Origin of the sequence: Streptomyces sp. NPDC051219, assembly GCF_040682335.1 — a bacterium.
Classification (GTDB): Bacteria; Actinomycetota; Actinomycetes; order Streptomycetales; family Streptomycetaceae; genus Streptomyces.
In genome coordinates this window covers 40,486-55,410 of sequence record NZ_JBFBAS010000037.1, presented here as the reverse complement: position 1 = coordinate 55,410, position 14,925 = coordinate 40,486, and the positions used below count along the sequence as shown (strand labels likewise).

Sequence of the window (14,925 nt, the reverse complement as noted above, 5' to 3'; positions counted from 1 at the left end):
GCGGCAACGGTGCCGTGTGCGGTCAGGAAAGCGATCGCAGCCTTGTAGCCGGCGGCCGTTGTGGGAAACTCGGCGTCGGCGAGATGCCCACCGCGTGACCACACCGACGTGAATAGTGTCGGCGTGCGAGTCCACCCCGCCGACCACTATCTCCTCAACAGCGTCCGCAGTGTCTGTTCCTGTCATGCTGGAGATGCCTTCCTCACCGGAGGTGACTCCGGCCGGATGGGGCAGACAGGACAGTGAGGGGGCCTCTGGCCAGGCTCCTGACTTGTTGAATCGAGCCCAGACGCTCGGTCTGCACGGTGTGGTGCCTTCTCCGCGGACCTTGGGCTTGGGCTGGGCGGAGATGCGGCGGATGCGCAGCCGTTTGCAGGCAAGGGTGGCCTCGAGCGTCACCTCGGTGAGCAGATCGCCGGGCGCGTGGTCACTGCGCAGTTGCACGGTGCGCCCGTCGGTGGGCGGTTCGCCGTAGAGGGCAAAGCAGATGGCGGCGAACAGGGTGCTCTTACCGGCGCTGGTGTCGCCGTGGAGAAGGAACAGGCCGTCGGCGGACAGAGCGTCGAAGTCGACCGTGTGTCCAGACTCGGGATGGCCCGGTCGTAGATGTCGCCCGCGACCAGCAGCGCGTCTACCCGCTCGGCGTGGGCGGTGACACAGATGTGGTCGAGGATCTTGTGCTGGGCATGGATCAGGTGTTCTCCGTGGAACCGGCGGCCCAGATGCCAGTCAGAAGTGTGCAGAAACCGCATGAGCACAGACCGTAACCAGGAGGTGGAGCACTACGGGCGGTTTTCCCGATAAACGGTCTTCCTTACGGGGATGTAGAGGCAGAAGAAGGCTTCTTTTTGGCGGCCTTCAGCCGGTTCGGGGACCGAGTGATTGTCAGCGGCAGGGCCAGATAACCGGATGCGGGCTGGCCTTCCCGGGCGGAGCCGACGGAGGAACAGCGCAAGGAGCGCATCCTGACAGCGCCCGCTGCGCGTGCTCCTCCTGCAAGACCTCACTACCTTGAAGTCGTGGATGGTCTCAGGCTGACAAGGCAAGCGCTAGGCTGAGATCGCGCCAGAGACCTCGAGTCTCTGAGAGGTCGACGTTCGGCCAGGCCGCCTCGGTGAGGACTTGGACATAGGCGTGGTCCGCGCCGGCGGTCAAGTGCTCGTTGATCCGCGCCGCGATCTCGTCCGGTGTGCCGTACGCATACACGGCGTCGATCAGCGCGTCACTGCCTCCGTCCGCGAAGTCTTGTTCGCCGAAGCCGAGGCGGCGCCAGTTATTCAGGTAGTTACGGTAGTCGAGATAGGGCGCGAGCGCGGCCCGGGCGATCGTACGGGCCTCGTCGGTGTCGGTTCGAAAGATCGCCGGGACCATGGTTGCCAGTAACGCGTCGGGTCCGAGTAGCTCGCGGGCCGACTTGGTGTGCGCCACCGTCACGTTGTAGGGGCAGGCGCCCGCCGTTCTGGTCCGGGCCAGCTCGAGCATCTTCGGCCCTTGCGCGCCCAGGAGTACGTTGTCCTTCAGCAAGGTTGCGCTCGTGCGTTCCAGAGTGTCCAGGTAGTCGTTGAGCGCCTGAACCGGATCTTGCATCTTCTGCTGTTCGGCGGGTCCTAGGTTCTCGCTGTGACTCACCCCCAGCCCGAGCAGGAATCGACCAGGCTGCTCGGCTTCGATCTGGCCGACCTCGGCCGCGACGCTTTCGGGCTCCTGCTCCCAGATCGTGAGGATTCCGGTCGCGACCTTGATGCTCTCGGTCGCGTTGAGGAGTTCACGGGACTGCGCAACCACGCCCGGCTTGTGGGCTGAGGCCGGCCAGATGGCCGTATATCCGAGGTCTTCGATCTCTTGAGCGATGTCGTTGGCGGCATGGGGCTCGATGAATCGTAATTGCCAGCAATAGACCCCGACTGAGTCGAGCTTCATCTGTGGCTTCCGTCCTGCGTCACGTGCGCTGAGGTACTGCCGGGTTGGATCCTGGCCGATTGCGTTAGCCGCTCGAGTGCCCGTCCGCCGCCTTGAGGTACCGATCGAGGTACTGACCCGTTCCTTGCCATTCGAGCGATCACCGATACGCGTCGAACGTCGTCATGGAGAACCACACGCCGGGAGGTTCGTTGGCTTGAGGCTGTTCGAGGAGGGGCGACGTGGCAACATGGGCTCTTCAGCTCGTTGAGACGCTGGGCCGCAGCAGCGACAAACGCATCAGCGCGTCGAGTCGGCTCGAGATCGACCGGCGTCGATATCGGGGCCCGCCGCCATAGACAAGGTCGCCGGCGGATACGCTCCGGTACGTTGTCCGGTCCTGCGCGTCCAACGTGCGGAGATAGGTCGCCTTAAGCTCCACGATCTCCGCCTCGTTGGGCCCGCCACTCATTTCATGATGGGAGTTCAGCCAGTCCAGGTCGTCGCGACGGGCGTACAGAAAACAGCACCCCATTGACTCGCGATGGCGCGTACCTCAGGTGAAAGTTCTCCGCAGATCTCAAGCGACGCGACACTCGAGATCTCGAAGAGACGCTTGAGAATCGCTGGATCAACGAGGTTGGCGTGCTCGATGTACTCCTCCGCGGTACCGAAGTGCTCATGGAGCACGTAAGTGCCATCGGATTCATTCCGGTAGTAATCATAGGCGATTGGCTTGCGTCCGCTTGCTCGCTCGGCGTCGGTAATCGCCCTGGCAATGGCCTCGAACTCCGCCGCGTTCTCTGCAGGCACGTTCATCACGCACCGGGCACGAATCACACTCATGATCGCTCCATATCCGTAGTCGTTACCAGTTGCCGGCTTAAGCGGCTGCGCTCCGAAACTCCTTTTCCAGGTCAGCGCCGACCGGCTGGCCGTTGACCATCACGTGTGCAATGCCAAGCGCTGTCTCGTTTTCGAGCGGGTTCGCCGCCGGCGCCAGCTCCTGGAATTGCTTTGCGAGTGCCACGGTGATCGTCCGGGGTTCGACGCCCTGGGATCGGGCGATCTCGCTCAGCAGCTTTCCCGAGGCGATTGCCTCATCGAGCGACACACCATCGACGCCAAGCAGGTCAGTCACCGCAGCACGCACGGCCGGACGTTGCAGCACAATGCCTTGAAGCGCGGTGACGACGTAGGCGTCGATCTTGCGATCGATGAAGGAGATCCGCTCGATGAAGCGCCAGCCATCCGCAGTCCGTCGGAGCTGGTCGTGGTAGAACCCGGTGGCCCAGACGTGATTAGGACCCGAGGTGGTCTCGCGCATATAGAGCATCATCGAGACGCGCAGCTTCGCATAATCACCCTGAATGTCGAAGATGTGGTCACACGTGGTGTGTTGAATGCCGCCGCCGTCATCGGTGTCGTCCACGCCCCGCTTGAGCTCTTCACGTCCGTTTGCGATCCAACCGGCGTTCACTCCGATGTAACGTCCGTCCGGAATGAAGCAATCAGCGAAGGCCTCTGAATCGACCTCTACGCAGGCCCGGTTGTACACGGCCAGCAATTCCATGATCTCGAGTCGGTCCTGCATTTCGCGCGTATTCATGAGCACCTCACGATTTTTGGTGATCGGAATGTTGCTGAGACACATGAAATCAGGCGAGCACTACTCGTCACCCACCGAGATGGCAATCTTGCCCGTGACCTTCCGGTCCTCCATCGCGGCCAATGCCTCCTCGATGTGCGTCCACGGATATGAGCCCGAGACGAGAGGGTCCAGACGGCCGTTCTCGACCAGCGAGACGAGAAGGCGAAGATCGGAGTTCCACGCGTTGTGCTGGGCGAGTTCGTCGATCACCACCATGCCGACCATTCGCGCGCCCGGCTTCTTGTACCACCATTCCGAAGGGACCTGAATGGGAGTCCGATCGGATTCCCCGTAGATGACTATTGTTCCCCGGTCTGAAACCACATCGAACGACCGGTTGAGCCCCTTGCCGCCCACTCCGTCGAGAATGAGGTCATACGGGCCGTCGAACTTGTCGCCGGCCACGACACCGATGCCGCCGAGCTTGTCGATGAACTCCTGCCGATCCGGCGAACTAACCACTGCGGTCACGTGCGCACCGGCTTCGCGAGCGAGTTGTACGGCGTAGCACCCGACCCCGCCGGTCGCTCCAGTGACCAGCACCGGTACACCAAGAAGGAAGCCGCCGTAGTGCAGAGCTCGGAGCGCGGTCAGTCCGGCCGCGGGGAGAACAGCCGCGTCCGATGATGACACCGTATCCGGGAGAGGCACGACCTTCTCGGTCGAGACCGCGACGCGCTCGGACCAGCCCCCGAAACGCGAATAGGCAAGGACTCGAGTACCAACTGGTGCGCCGCTTCCATCAGCGGCCGCCCGAGTAACGACACCGACCGCATCCAAGCCACGGACGTGCCCGGCCTGACCTGACTTGATCATGAGCAGATCACCACGGTTGAGGGACGAGTGAGATACCTCGATCACCAACTCGTTCGCCGCCGGACTCGGCTCGTCCACGTCCTTGAAGACGACGCCGCCTTCCCCGTTGGTGCTCAAGCAACGCATGACTACTCCTCCGATGAGGCCGATCCGTTAAAGCTCGGGTGGTAGTTCGCCCTCGGCGCCGAGGATCTCGATGCCCCCGGCAGCCAGCGAGTCGGTCGACGGCAGAGGCATGATTCGTCCGGCAAATCCCGGGGGGATCGTGTTGGACTCGGCGGGACGGGAGACGCGCCTCATGAGGCCCTCGAAACCGGCCGGCGATACCAGAACGAGCCAGCGCGCGGTGTCGGAGACGACCTTGTACATGTGTGGTACACCCCGCGGTGTGTGGATCGCGTCTCCAGAACCGAGAGTGAAGGCCCGTCCTTCCTTGTGCACTTCCAGCTGACCTTCGATGACGTAGAAGGACTCGCTCTCGTTGTGATGAATGTGCGGCGGTGAGGCAAACGACGCCGCGTGCATCTCGATCAGCGCAAACTCTCCGCCGGTCGCTTCCTTGTCGAGCCGAACATGGGTGAGGTAGTGCTGGAACCAGATCGGCTCGCAATGAACCGTCTCGAGCACGGGAAGGTCTGATGCCACGAGGTCTCCTAGCGGACCAGAGCAGCCGCACTGCCCTGTTCCGAGGTCAGGCGTCGGCCGAAACGTGATGGACTCCGAGCGCCGCCGCCGCGCCGACCGGGTCTTCGTAGAAGATCTCGCTGCGGGTGATGAGGTCGTGCTTGACGTGGATGAATTCGACCACGCCCCCCTCGTAGGGTGTCCCCGTCGCACACGCGGTCGCCCGAAAGACGATCTTGACCAGCACGACACCGGGTGCGACTTCGCTGAAGATCTCCTCTTTGGCCTCGAACTCGCCCCAGGCCGCCCGGAACTTGGTGATGAAGTCGGTGTAACCATCAGCGCCGCGATAGGTTCCCGCGTAGGTGAGCGGAATCGGCTCAACGATCACGTAGTCCGGCGCGACGCCGGCCCGAATACCTTCGATGTCGCGCCTCTGGACGCAATCGATCCACGCCCGCACGATATCTACTGCACCGCTTGGCATGAGCAGCCACCTCCGTCCAGACTTCGACTACCTCGACCCGGCACGCGCTCACACATGTTGAGTCGAGTGAGAACGCGCGGTCCGGGCAACTACGGACCGCCTGTTCGACCGGTGGTCGCGATGTCGGGTCCGGAAATCCGCAAGCTGTAAGTTCGTTCTCGTCGAGATCGAAGACAGCGGGCGTGACCTGAACGCAGACGCCGCGACCTTCACACAGGTCGTAGTCGACGGTTATCTTCACTACAGCTCTGCAGTCAGGCCGATTAGCTCCGCGACTTGACCACGATCGGCAGCTCGGAAAACCCGAAGACGTAGCCCCATCGAGGCACTGGGTTGGCGCCCGGTGCCAACGCAAGGTCAGGCAGGTGATCGAGAACGGCTTCGAGTGCCACCGCGAGTTCCATCCGAGCGAGATGCGATCCCTGGCAGCGGTGCCGCCCGGCCCCGAAGGCCAGGTGACGATTTGTTTGCCTTCTGAAGTCGACGACGTCGGCGTCGGGGAATTCGTCGGGGTCGCGGCCAGTAGCCTGCAAGATGCAATGGACCAGGTCGCCCGCGCGTAGCTGGATTCCACCGACTTCAGTGTCCCGAGTGACGTAGCGGGCCGGTCCGGTCAAACCGCAGTAGCGCAACATCTCTTCGACAGCATTGGGAATCAGGTCCCGATTCTCATCAAGGTCGCGACGATGCTCAGGGTGGGTAGCCAAGAAATAGAGCATGCTCGACAGCGCACTCGTCACTGTGTCGAGGCCGGCCATCAGGTATTGCATCGTGGCGCGCCTGAGCTCCGACTGACTCCACGGCCGCCCATCGATGGTCGCATTGGCCAGCGCAGTCAACAGATCGTCCGGCGCGTCGGGCGACCCTCGTCGCGCCGCGAGCATCTGCTCGAAGTGTGACACCATGGCCGGGAGAACCTCGTTCTGCACCTCGGCGCGTTTGATCTCGTCTCCCCCCAGCCCGTCACCCAGCATCCGCTCCTTCCAATAGAGCAACTGGGGGGCGTCATCGGCCGGAGCGCCGAGCATCAAGAGGAACGTGTAGACCGGGAACGGAACGCAGAAGTCGGCGACCAGGTCCGCCGAACCTGCTTGCACGATCTTGGCCAGGTATTCGTCAGCGATTCGACGAGCGTCGTCATACAGCGGCCTCACCCGGCGCGGACCAAGCGCCGCGTTGAGCGCCGCGCGGTACTTGCCGTGATCAGGTTGGTCGACTTCCTCGGGAATGAGGCCGCCCTCGGCGCCTACGATCTCGACCTTCGGTATGAAGATCTGCCGAGAAGAAAAGGTCTCGGAATCCTTCAAGATCGTTCGGCAGTCCTCGTACTTCGTGAAGACGTAGAAGCCACCGAACTGCTCGCTATGGAAGGCCGGCAGCTCGTCGTGAAACCCAGCAAAGAGGTCGAAGTAGTCCGGGACGGCGGGATCGAACAACGTGAAGTTCCGGGCTCGCTCATGCAACTCGGCCGAGCTGTAGGGGCATCCTCGCTTCGTACCCACGGTGCCGTCTCCCCCGTTCATACGGTGCCTCTCCGGGTCCCAACACGGTCGCGCTCCGGCGCTCGCGAACTAGTCGACAATTCGGATCGCGCTCTCTGGGCAATTGTGGACAGCGTCAACAGCGGCGCCCTGCTGCTGCTCAGGGACGTCAAGCGCTTTCACGTAGGCGAATCCTTCTTCGTTATCTCCGAACAGCTCTGGATGGAGCGTGTAGCAGCGCCCGTGGCCGAAACACTCCTCAGAGTCAACGTTCAGCTGCATTGAATCTCCTCAACAGCGAGAGCTTGACCCGGCTTTCACTTTCTGGAGCCTAGTTAGGCCGCCAGGGTCAGTCAAGGTCTAAGTCGAAAGTGACTCGACTTTTCTACCGTCTGATGAGCGCGGACCGTATGCCATGCCGATATTTGGAGTGCTAGGGCTCAGCGTTCGCATGTCGTTCCGAGTAAGTGCTGCTACCGCGCCACCAGTCGTGCTGGTCGTCCTGTGCCACTTCGTGTGCCGGATCTGGAGTCGTTGTCGCGGGGTGAGCTGATCGAGCTCGCGCATGAGCAAGCTGCGGTGATCGAGCGTCAGAATGCGCAGGTCGCGGCGATGGCCGGGCAGATCGCGGATCTGATGGGCCGGCTGGAACGACCACCGGGAAGCTGGCCCGGCTGGAGCACTTGTTGTCCCGTAACAGCTCGAGCTCCAACTTCCCCCTCCTCCAAGGAGGGCACGCCGAACGGAAACACGCCGCCGGCCAAGCCGCGCCGCACGTCGGCCAGTGGCCGCAAGAAGCGCAGGCAGAAGCGGGCGCCGGGAAGCCAGCTGCGGTGGACCGAGGACCCGGACGACGTCAAGGACCTTTTCCCACAGGGTGGTTGCGTCTGAGGCAGGGCCCCTGACGGCGCTGTGGACCTGGGTGTGGTGGACCGCTTCCAGCAGCACGAGGTACCCCTGTCGCGGTGACCGTGACCCAGTACGACCAGCACGCGGTTTCCTGCACCGGGTGCGGGCAGGTCCATACCGCTCCCCGCCCCGAGGGCGCAGGGGCCGTCCGGGTGGAGTACGGGCCGCAGCTCAAAGCCCTGGCCGTCTACCTCATGGTGATGCGTCACCTGCCCGTCGAGCGGTGCTGCGATGCGCTGGAGTCCTTCACCGGAGTCCGCCCCTCGACGGGGCTCGTGCACGGCCTGCTCACCTCCACCGCCACCGTGCTGTACGAGGTCAACCGCTGATCCGCACCCTGATCACGCTCGCCTACGCGGTCTGCTGCGACGAGACACCCATCGAGTCCGGTCCCGCCACCCCAGCCGAAGGGCGCAAGAAGGCCGAGCAGTACCTGCACGTGGCCTGCACCGAGCTCTACACCCACTACCTGCTCGGCGACCGCTCGATGGACACCTTCACCCAGTTCGTCTACCGCGACCTGCGCGTCGGCGCGGTCATCGTCCACGACCGCTACATCAACTACGACAGCTCCCGGCTGGGCACCCTGACCCACCAAGTCAACACTGCCCATCTGCTGCGCGATCTGGCCTCGGCCGCTGCCGCTTAGCACACGGTGTCCACGCTTCGGGGGAAGTCCCTACCCTGATGCGGCCTGGCCCGGCCAGATCTCCGACGCCTTGCGCGAGTTGATCCACCGCACCAACCAAGCCCGCCGCGCACACCACACACACCTGCGCCAGGACGTGCTCGCCCGGCTGACCACCAGCTTCCGGCACGGCGTGCGCATCGGCCTGTCCGAAACTCTCGGCCACGACGCGACTCCAGTCAGCGCACCGCTCTCAACCTCCTGGACGTCCTGCGGGACTAGGAAGCGGACGTCCTGCGCTTCGCCCACGGTCTGGAAGTCCCACCCACCTCCAGCCAAGCCGAACGGCCCTGGTCGCACACCGTTGTGGCTCCGGTCCAGCTGATCGGGCGCGGGTGTTGGCTGACCGAGAGTCGTTTCTGACCATCACGGTTCATCCCGTCCTCTGCGGCAGTGACGAGACGGAAGGAGTGTCCGCACCCGGACCATCGGTCTTCGAGGCACCGCCCGGTGAGCCGAATTCGGCGAAGAAGTCGGCGTTGGCCTTGATGTACGCCGCCCACTCGTCCGGGACGTCGTCCTCGTAGAAGATCGCATCGACGGGGCAGACCGGTTCGCAGGCGCCGCAGTCAACGCATTCGTCCGGCTGGATATACAGCATTCGCTCGCCCTGGTAAATGCAGTCGACGGGGCACTCTTCGACGCAGGCCTTGTCGCGTACGTCGATGCATGGCTCGGCGATCACGTATGTCACGGTACAGGCCCTTCCTCAGATGACGGTCCAGGTGTCCTTGCCGCGCAGCAGCGCCTGCAGGTCCCCGGGGCCGGCGTTGACGGCCTGCCGTACCTGGGCTCGGGCGAGGTCGTCGTAGGCGGGCCGGGCGACGGAGCGGAAGATGCCGGTGACGGCGGGGTCGAGGTCCTGGCCGCCGAGGCGGGAGAGGGCGAACGCCAGGGTGGGGTCCTCGGCGGTGGCGTCGTGCACAACGAGGGAGTCCTCGCCGGTCTCGGCCACCTCGGCCACCCGCAGCGAGCCGGTCGCGGAGTCGCGGATCAGTCCGTACTCGCCGTCGGGGCCGAACCGGATGGATTCACCGTGGCGCAGCCGGATGATCCGCCGTTCCCGCTCGTCGGGTTCCTTGAGTACGTCGAACGCGCCGTCGTTGAAGATCGGGCAGTTCTGGTAGATCTCGACCAGTGCGGTGCCCCGGTGCTCGGCCGCGGCCCTGAGCACCTCGGTGAGGTGCCCGCGGTCGGAGTCCAGTGCGCGGGCGACGAAGGTGGCTTCCGCGCCCAGGGCCAGGGACACCGGGTTGAAGGGGTGGTCCAGGGATCCCATCGGGGTGGACTTGGTGACCTTGCCGGTCTCCGAAGTGGGGCTGTACTGGCCCTTGGTGAGGCCGTAGATGCGGTTGTTGAACAGTAGGATCTTCAGGTTCACATTGCGCCGCAGCGTGTGAATGAGGTGGTTGCCGCCGATCGACAGCGCGTCGCCGTCGCCCGTGACCACCCACACCGACAAGTCGGGGCGGCCCACGGCAAGCCCGGTCGCGATGGCGGGGGCACGGCCGTGTATCGAGTGCATTCCGTAGGTGTTCATGTAGTACGGGAAACGAGAGGAGCAGCCGATGCCGGAGATGAAGACGATGTTCTCCCGGCGTATCCCCAGTGCGGGGAGAAGGGAGCGGACAGCGGCCAGGACCGCGTAGTCGCCGCAGCCGGGGCACCACCGTACTTCTTGGTCAGTGGTGAAGTCCTTGGCGGTCTGGCGGCCGTCCGTGGTGGGTACGCCGTCCAGTCCGCCGATGGCCGGCAAACCCAGCTCGATGGCTGTCATGTCTCGATCCCCTTGATGACGTCGGTGAGCACGGCCTGCAACTCTTCAGCTCTGAAGGGCAGTCCGGCGACCTTGGTGTGGCCGGTCGCGTCGACCAGGTAGCGGGCGCGCAACAGCGTGGTGAGCTGGCCGAGGTTCATCTCGGGCACCATCACCCGGTCGTACGCCCGGAGCAGAGAGCCGAGGTTGCGCGGGAACGGGTTGAGGTGGCGCAGGTGTGCCTGGGCGATGTGCATGCCCTGGCGGCGGACTCGCCGACAGGCCGCGCCGATCGGGCCGAAGGTGGAGCCCCAGCCGAGCACCAGGACCCGTGCCTGACCGGACGGGTCGTCCACGGTGACGTCGGGCACGTCGATTCCGGCGATTTTGGCCTGGCGCAGCCGCACCATGCGGTCGTGGTTGTCCGGGTCGTAGGAGATGCCGCCCTTGCCGTCGGCCTTCTCCAATCCGCCGATGCGGTGTTCCAGCCCCGGCGTGCCCGGCACCGCCCACGGCCGGGCCAGGGTCTTGGGGTCACGCAGGTACGGCCAGAACTCCCCCGAGCCGTCAGGGGCGTTGGGATCGGTCGCGAAGGTGACCTGTAGGTCGGGGAGGTCGCCGACATCGGGGACGAGCCATGGCTCGGAGCCGTTGGCGATCGATCCGTCCGACAGCAGCAGCACCGGGGTGCGGTACGTCAGCGCGATCCGTGCGGCCTCCAGGGCGGTGTCGAAGCAGTCGGCCGGGGACTGCGGGGCCACAATCGGCACTGGCGCCTCGCCGTTGCGGCCGAACATGGCCTGCAGCAGGTCCGCCTGCTCGGTCTTGGTGGGTAGCCCGGTGGAGGGGCCGCCGCGCTGCACGTCGATGACGACCAATGGCATCTCGGTCATCACCGCGAGCCCGATCATCTCCGACTTCAGTGCCACGCCCGGCCCCGACGTCGACGTCACGCCCAGCGCGCCGCCGAAGGACGCTCCCAGGGCAGCGCCGATGCCGGCGATCTCGTCCTCGGCCTGGAAGGTGGTCACGCCGAGGTTCTTGTGCTTGGCCAGCTCGTGCAGGATGTCCGAGGCCGGGGTGATCGGGTAGGTGCCCAACAACACCGGCAACCCCGCCTGCTGGCCGGCGGCCACGATCCCGTACGCCAGCGCGGTGTTCCCGGTCAGCTGCCGGTAGGTCCCCGGAGCCAGTCCGGCCGGGGCGACCTCGTAGGTGACGGCGAACGCCTCCGTGGTTTCCCCGTAGTTCCAGCCCGCCCGGTAGGCCAGGATGTTCGCCTCGGCGATTTCGGGCCTGCGGGCGAACTTCTCCCGCAGAAAGCGTTCAGTGCCCTCGGTCGGCCGGTGGTACATCCAGGACAGCAGCCCGAGGGCGAACATGTTCTTCGACCGCTCCGCGTCCTTCTTGGACAGACCTGTCCCCTCCAGGGCTCCCCGGGTCAGCGTGGCCATCGGCACCTTGTGTACCTGGTAGGTGGTGAGCGAGTCGTCGGCCAGCGGGTCGGCGGCGTAGCCGGCCTTGGCGAGGTTCCGCTTGGTGAACTCGTCGGTGTTGACGATCAGGATGCCCCCGTGCGGCAGGTCCTTGATGTTGGCCTTGAGCGCCGCCGGGTTCATGGCCACCAGCACGTCCGGCCGGTCTCCGGGGGTGAGGATGTCGTGGTCGGCGAAGTGCAGCTGGAAGCTGGACACGCCGGGCAGGGTGCCCCGCGGTGCGCGGATCTCCGCCGGAAAGTTCGGCAAAGTGGCCAAATCGTTTCCGAACGCCGCTGCCTCGGAGGTGAACCGGTCCCCGGTCAGCTGCATACCGTCACCGGAGTCACCCGCGAACCTGATCACCACTCGATCCAGCGTCTTGACCTGCGCGATCGCTGCCGACATCTGGTCGTACTCCGCTTCTTACCGGGACGCCATGCGAATGGCGCCGTCAAGTCGAACGATCTCTCCGTTGAGCATCGCGTTGTCCACGATGTGCGCGACCAGAGCGGCGAACTCCACCGGCTTTCCCGCCGCTTGGGGTGCGGCACCTGCTGCGCGAGGGACTGCTGAGCCCTTTCGGGCAGGCTGAGCAAACGGGGTCTCGAACATTCCCGGCGCGATGGTCACCACGCGGATCTGGTGGTCGGCCAGCTCGCGGGCCGATCGGCAGGGTCATCCCCGCGATGCCGCCCTTGGACGCCGAGTACGCGGCCTGGCCGATCTGACCGTCGAACGCCGCGACAGACGCGGCGTTGACGATCACCCCACGCTCAGAGAGCCGCCCCGGCGCTGTCTCGGTGCTGCTAGGACACTGGCAAGAACGGCCGGATGTTGACCTGGTTCGGTGGAACCAGAACTCCCTTGCCGGCCTGGAAGCCAACGGTGTAATAGACGATCTCCGCCGGCAAATGGACGTAACCAGGCGTACCACCCGGATTGGCCGGCGTCCACGGTGGCAGGAAGTCGACGACCTGCACATCTTTCAAGGTGGGCAGCGCCGCGGCCAGGTCGGCAGCCGTGTATGCCTTCGTCTGCTTCATCGCCGCCGCCGCCGCCTGCACGGCAACCCACGCGAGCATGGCCGGATCGCGGATGAAGTCATCCGGCGACGGGGCGTTGTTGTCGCCGCCAGCCCGGGCGGCCGTAAGATCGGCCTGCAGCTGCCGCAACGACGCGTATTGCGACGCGGCCGTCAACGGCGGGAACCATTGAATGGCGAGTCCGATTTTGTTGAGGTTGTCCGCCTGCTGGGACAGGCTGTTCGCGCTCAAAACGGCGCCACTGAACAGCAATTTGCCGGTGTAGCCGAACTGCGACAACGCCCGCATCAGGAGCACGGTCGACGCTTCACGCAGACTGGTGACGATGCACTCGGTGCCGTTGTTCATCAACGCACGGGCTTGCGCTGTCAGGTCCGTGGCGTCAGCCGGGATGGTGATCGGCTGGTTGACCAGCGTCACACCCTTGGCTTTCGCAATGGAGTCCTCCCACAACTTGATGAACGTCTGCGAAAGCGCGTCGTCAACCGCGGCGATTGAAATCTTGTTCTTGTTTTCCTGCGCACAGGCCGGGACCGAAGCATATGTCGACAGCGCGTGACCACCGACGACCGGGAAGCTATCGGCCGACTTGTAGTTGGCACTCAAGTCGTTATTCCCAATCATCGGTATTCCCGCCTGGGCCATGAGCTGCGCGATCTGCGCTTCGCCTGTGACCGACAGGCCTCCGACGTAGGCGATGATCTTCTTGTTGACGAACTCGCGGGCACAGGCCAGCGCGTCATTGGCATTGGCATTTTCGTTGCAGAACAACACCTGCAGCGGACGTCCATTGATTCCACCGGACTTGTTGATGCCGTCGACGGCCGCCTTGGCGGTAGCCTTCATGTCGGCGTAATCCAAGGTGGGCGTCCCGGTCGGGGCCATCTGGCCCAGCAGGATTGGGTCGCCCGACAACGCCGGCACCGAGGACGAAGCAGCGGTTGACTTTGATCCGCTGGCGTTTGGTTTCGACGAACTGCAAGCCGACAGAATCAGCATGAGAGCCAATCCCGCACTGACTAGTCTTGCCGCACGTCGCGCCGGTCTGAATGTCATTTCTGCGAATCTCCTGTTCGGATAGGTTATTGAACAGTGGAGGACAGCGGATGGGTTTGCTGTCACGGACCTTCACGCCCGAGCTGGCTGACTTTGTGGTCGACGAGGCCGGAGCGCACGCGGTCGCTGCCCGCGCGGCTGACGGTGTACTTCGTGCTGACGATGTGGCTGTTCACGGGTTACGGATACGGCCGTCAAGCTCCAGCTCTTCCCTCAAGACCCATGCCCCCGAACCGCCAAGCAGTCCGGCGGACCTTCAAATCAAGGCACCTGACCGCACGTCACCTCCACGTCGGCAGATGGCATCAGCTGTCTAGGCAAGCGACGTTGTGGATGCGCCCGCGAGATAAGAAGCCTCCACCTCGTTCATTCGGCCCCGCATCTCGTCCGCGACACCCTCCAGCACAACGGAGCCTCGCCGCATGACATAGAGATAATCGGCATGGGCCATCGCCTTGCTGATGTGCTGTTCCACGAGCAGGACTCCCACACCTTGGTCGTCGGCCGCCCGCCGCACCGCCATCAGAAGCCGGTCGACGATGAGCGGCGCCAGGCCGAGGGACAGCTCATCGGCGAGAAGTACGCGCGGCCGGCGGGCCAGGGCCCGAGCCAACGCCAGCATCTGTTGCTCACCACCCGAGAGCAGGCCGGCTCGACGGCCCGCGATCGGCTTCAACGCCGGAAAGAGTTCGTAGGCGTAGTCGCTGTCGGCCGAGGCGACCCGTAGGTTCTCGGCCACCGTCATCTTCGTGAAGGTCGAGCGCTCCTCTGTCACGTAGGACAGGCCGGCCCGACTCCGCCGATGCAGTGGCGCCCGGGTGACAACGCCGTCAACCTCGACTGTTCCCTGGGTGGTCGGCAACTCGCCGGCAAGGGTGAGCAGCGTCGTCGTCTTGCCCGCACCATTGGGGCCGAGCAAAGCGACGACACTCCCGGCGTCGACCTTCAGGCTCACGTCTCTGATGACTTGAACGTCGCCATAGCCGGAGCTGATTCCGTTCGCAGAGATCAACGTCGTCATGTGCTGGACTTCCAAT

19 protein-coding genes and 2 pseudogenes are annotated in these 14,925 nt (G+C 64.5%); 4 read left to right on the top strand and 17 right to left on the bottom strand.

What is annotated here, in order from left to right:
• The 11 genes and pseudogenes from AB0M62_RS29360 to AB0M62_RS29310 all read right to left on the bottom strand — a co-directional run.
• A partial coding sequence (locus tag AB0M62_RS29360; RefSeq protein ID WP_366077335.1) for an AAA family ATPase occupies positions 1-543 on the bottom strand: 543 nt, incomplete at its 3' end.
• A 38-nt stretch (positions 544-581) separates the two neighbouring features.
• A pseudogene (locus AB0M62_RS29355) lies at positions 582-752 on the bottom strand (metallophosphoesterase); the annotation flags it as partial.
• Between the two features lie 277 nt (positions 753-1,029).
• On the bottom strand, positions 1,030-1,920 hold the full coding sequence (locus AB0M62_RS29350; RefSeq protein WP_366077333.1) for a TIGR03620 family F420-dependent LLM class oxidoreductase: 891 nt from the start codon (positions 1,918-1,920) through the stop codon (positions 1,030-1,032).
• A 465-nt stretch (positions 1,921-2,385) separates the two neighbouring features.
• Positions 2,386-2,745 carry a hypothetical protein gene (locus AB0M62_RS29345; protein ID WP_366077332.1) on the bottom strand — a complete coding sequence of 120 codons (360 nt, stop codon included), beginning with the start codon at positions 2,743-2,745 and terminating at the stop codon, positions 2,386-2,388.
• A gap of 37 nt (positions 2,746-2,782) precedes the next feature.
• Positions 2,783-3,553 carry a nuclear transport factor 2 family protein gene (locus AB0M62_RS29340; protein ID WP_366077331.1) on the bottom strand — a complete coding sequence of 257 codons (771 nt, stop codon included), beginning with the start codon at positions 3,551-3,553 and terminating at the stop codon, positions 2,783-2,785.
• 15 nt (positions 3,554-3,568) lie between these two features.
• On the bottom strand, positions 3,569-4,444 hold the full coding sequence (locus tag AB0M62_RS29335; RefSeq protein WP_366077330.1) for a zinc-binding dehydrogenase: 876 nt from the start codon (positions 4,442-4,444) through the stop codon (positions 3,569-3,571).
• A gap of 75 nt (positions 4,445-4,519) precedes the next feature.
• Positions 4,520-5,011 carry a cupin domain-containing protein gene (locus AB0M62_RS29330; RefSeq protein ID WP_366077329.1) on the bottom strand — a complete coding sequence of 164 codons (492 nt, stop codon included), beginning with the start codon at positions 5,009-5,011 and terminating at the stop codon, positions 4,520-4,522.
• A 46-nt stretch (positions 5,012-5,057) separates the two neighbouring features.
• Positions 5,058-5,477, bottom strand: a complete 420-nt coding sequence (locus AB0M62_RS29325) for a nuclear transport factor 2 family protein (protein WP_366077328.1) — start codon at positions 5,475-5,477, stop codon at positions 5,058-5,060.
• Positions 5,371-5,718: a (4Fe-4S)-binding protein gene (locus AB0M62_RS29320; RefSeq protein ID WP_366077327.1), complete on the bottom strand. Its 348-nt coding sequence runs from the start codon at positions 5,716-5,718 to the stop codon at positions 5,371-5,373. The genes AB0M62_RS29325 and AB0M62_RS29320 overlap by 107 nt, the downstream gene beginning before the upstream one ends.
• A gap of 22 nt (positions 5,719-5,740) precedes the next feature.
• Positions 5,741-6,979 (bottom strand): cytochrome P450, encoded by a 1,239-nt coding sequence (locus AB0M62_RS29315; protein ID WP_366077326.1) that lies wholly within the window; start codon positions 6,977-6,979, stop codon positions 5,741-5,743.
• A gap of 69 nt (positions 6,980-7,048) precedes the next feature.
• A complete protein-coding gene (locus tag AB0M62_RS29310; protein WP_366077325.1) occupies positions 7,049-7,240 on the bottom strand; it encodes a ferredoxin in 192 nt (63 codons plus the stop codon).
• Positions 7,241-7,474: 234 nt separating this feature from the next.
• Here AB0M62_RS29310 and AB0M62_RS29305 point away from each other — a divergent pair, with 234 nt between their 5' ends.
• From AB0M62_RS29305 to AB0M62_RS29295, 3 genes are all read left to right on the top strand, one after another.
• The gene (locus AB0M62_RS29305; RefSeq protein WP_366077324.1) at positions 7,475-7,849 is read left to right on the top strand and encodes a hypothetical protein; all 375 of its coding nucleotides are present in this window, start codon (positions 7,475-7,477) and stop codon (positions 7,847-7,849) included.
• 74 nt (positions 7,850-7,923) lie between these two features.
• Positions 7,924-8,196, top strand: coding sequence for a hypothetical protein (locus AB0M62_RS29300; protein WP_366077323.1), 273 nt, complete (start codon positions 7,924-7,926; stop codon positions 8,194-8,196).
• Positions 8,091-8,516: a transposase gene (locus AB0M62_RS29295; RefSeq protein WP_366077322.1), complete on the top strand. Its 426-nt coding sequence runs from the start codon at positions 8,091-8,093 to the stop codon at positions 8,514-8,516. Before AB0M62_RS29300 ends, AB0M62_RS29295 begins: the two co-directional genes overlap by 106 nt.
• 412 nt (positions 8,517-8,928) lie before the next feature.
• On the opposite strand, the gene fdxA is transcribed toward AB0M62_RS29295, so the two are convergent.
• The 5 genes and pseudogenes from fdxA to AB0M62_RS29270 form a co-directional block, all read right to left on the bottom strand.
• Complete coding sequence (gene fdxA, locus AB0M62_RS29290; protein WP_366077321.1) at positions 8,929-9,249, bottom strand: ferredoxin; 321 nt, start codon at positions 9,247-9,249, stop codon at positions 8,929-8,931.
• Positions 9,250-9,264: 15 nt separating this feature from the next.
• The gene (locus AB0M62_RS29285) at positions 9,265-10,332 is read right to left on the bottom strand and encodes a 2-oxoacid:ferredoxin oxidoreductase subunit beta (RefSeq protein WP_366077320.1); all 1,068 of its coding nucleotides are present in this window, start codon (positions 10,330-10,332) and stop codon (positions 9,265-9,267) included.
• Complete coding sequence (locus tag AB0M62_RS29280) at positions 10,329-12,194, bottom strand: 2-oxoacid:acceptor oxidoreductase subunit alpha (RefSeq protein WP_366077319.1); 1,866 nt, start codon at positions 12,192-12,194, stop codon at positions 10,329-10,331. Before AB0M62_RS29280 ends, AB0M62_RS29285 begins: the two co-directional genes overlap by 4 nt.
• An 18-nt stretch (positions 12,195-12,212) precedes the next feature.
• A pseudogene (locus tag AB0M62_RS29275) lies at positions 12,213-12,564 on the bottom strand (SDR family NAD(P)-dependent oxidoreductase); the annotation flags it as partial.
• Between the two features lie 31 nt (positions 12,565-12,595).
• Positions 12,596-13,831: an ABC transporter substrate-binding protein gene (locus AB0M62_RS29270; protein WP_366077318.1), complete on the bottom strand. Its 1,236-nt coding sequence runs from the start codon at positions 13,829-13,831 to the stop codon at positions 12,596-12,598.
• A gap of 201 nt (positions 13,832-14,032) precedes the next feature.
• Between AB0M62_RS29270 and AB0M62_RS29265 the strand changes: the two genes are divergently transcribed.
• Entirely contained in the window at positions 14,033-14,314 is a 282-nt protein-coding gene (locus AB0M62_RS29265) for a hypothetical protein (RefSeq protein ID WP_366077334.1), read from the top strand.
• Here the strand turns inward: AB0M62_RS29265 and AB0M62_RS29260 are convergent.
• On the bottom strand, positions 14,202-14,909 hold the full coding sequence (locus tag AB0M62_RS29260; protein WP_366077317.1) for an ATP-binding cassette domain-containing protein: 708 nt from the start codon (positions 14,907-14,909) through the stop codon (positions 14,202-14,204). The two genes, AB0M62_RS29265 and AB0M62_RS29260, sit on opposite strands and share 113 nt — an antisense overlap.
• Between the last annotated feature and the right edge of the window lie 16 nt (positions 14,910-14,925).

What these genes read in the sequence shown, in the direction of transcription:
- AB0M62_RS29280 (WP_366077319.1), bottom strand. Translation starts at nt 12,194, where the DNA reads ATGTCGGCAGCGATCGCGCAGGTCAAGACGCTGGATCGAGTGGTGATC.
- AB0M62_RS29270 (WP_366077318.1), bottom strand. Translation starts at nt 13,831, where the DNA reads ATGCTGATTCTGTCGGCTTGCAGTTCGTCGAAACCAAACGCCAGCGGA.
- AB0M62_RS29260 (WP_366077317.1), bottom strand. Translation starts at nt 14,909, where the DNA reads ATGACGACGTTGATCTCTGCGAACGGAATCAGCTCCGGCTATGGCGAC.
- AB0M62_RS29350 (WP_366077333.1), bottom strand. Translation starts at nt 1,920, where the DNA reads ATGAAGCTCGACTCAGTCGGGGTCTATTGCTGGCAATTACGATTCATC.
- AB0M62_RS29310 (WP_366077325.1), bottom strand. Translation starts at nt 7,240, where the DNA reads ATGCAGCTGAACGTTGACTCTGAGGAGTGTTTCGGCCACGGGCGCTGC.
- AB0M62_RS29285 (WP_366077320.1), bottom strand. Translation starts at nt 10,332, where the DNA reads ATGACAGCCATCGAGCTGGGTTTGCCGGCCATCGGCGGACTGGACGGC.
- AB0M62_RS29340 (WP_366077331.1), bottom strand. Translation starts at nt 3,553, where the DNA reads ATGTGTCTCAGCAACATTCCGATCACCAAAAATCGTGAGGTGCTCATG.
- AB0M62_RS29325 (WP_366077328.1), bottom strand. Translation starts at nt 5,477, where the DNA reads ATGCCAAGCGGTGCAGTAGATATCGTGCGGGCGTGGATCGATTGCGTC.
- AB0M62_RS29345 (WP_366077332.1), bottom strand. Translation starts at nt 2,745, where the DNA reads ATGAGTGTGATTCGTGCCCGGTGCGTGATGAACGTGCCTGCAGAGAAC.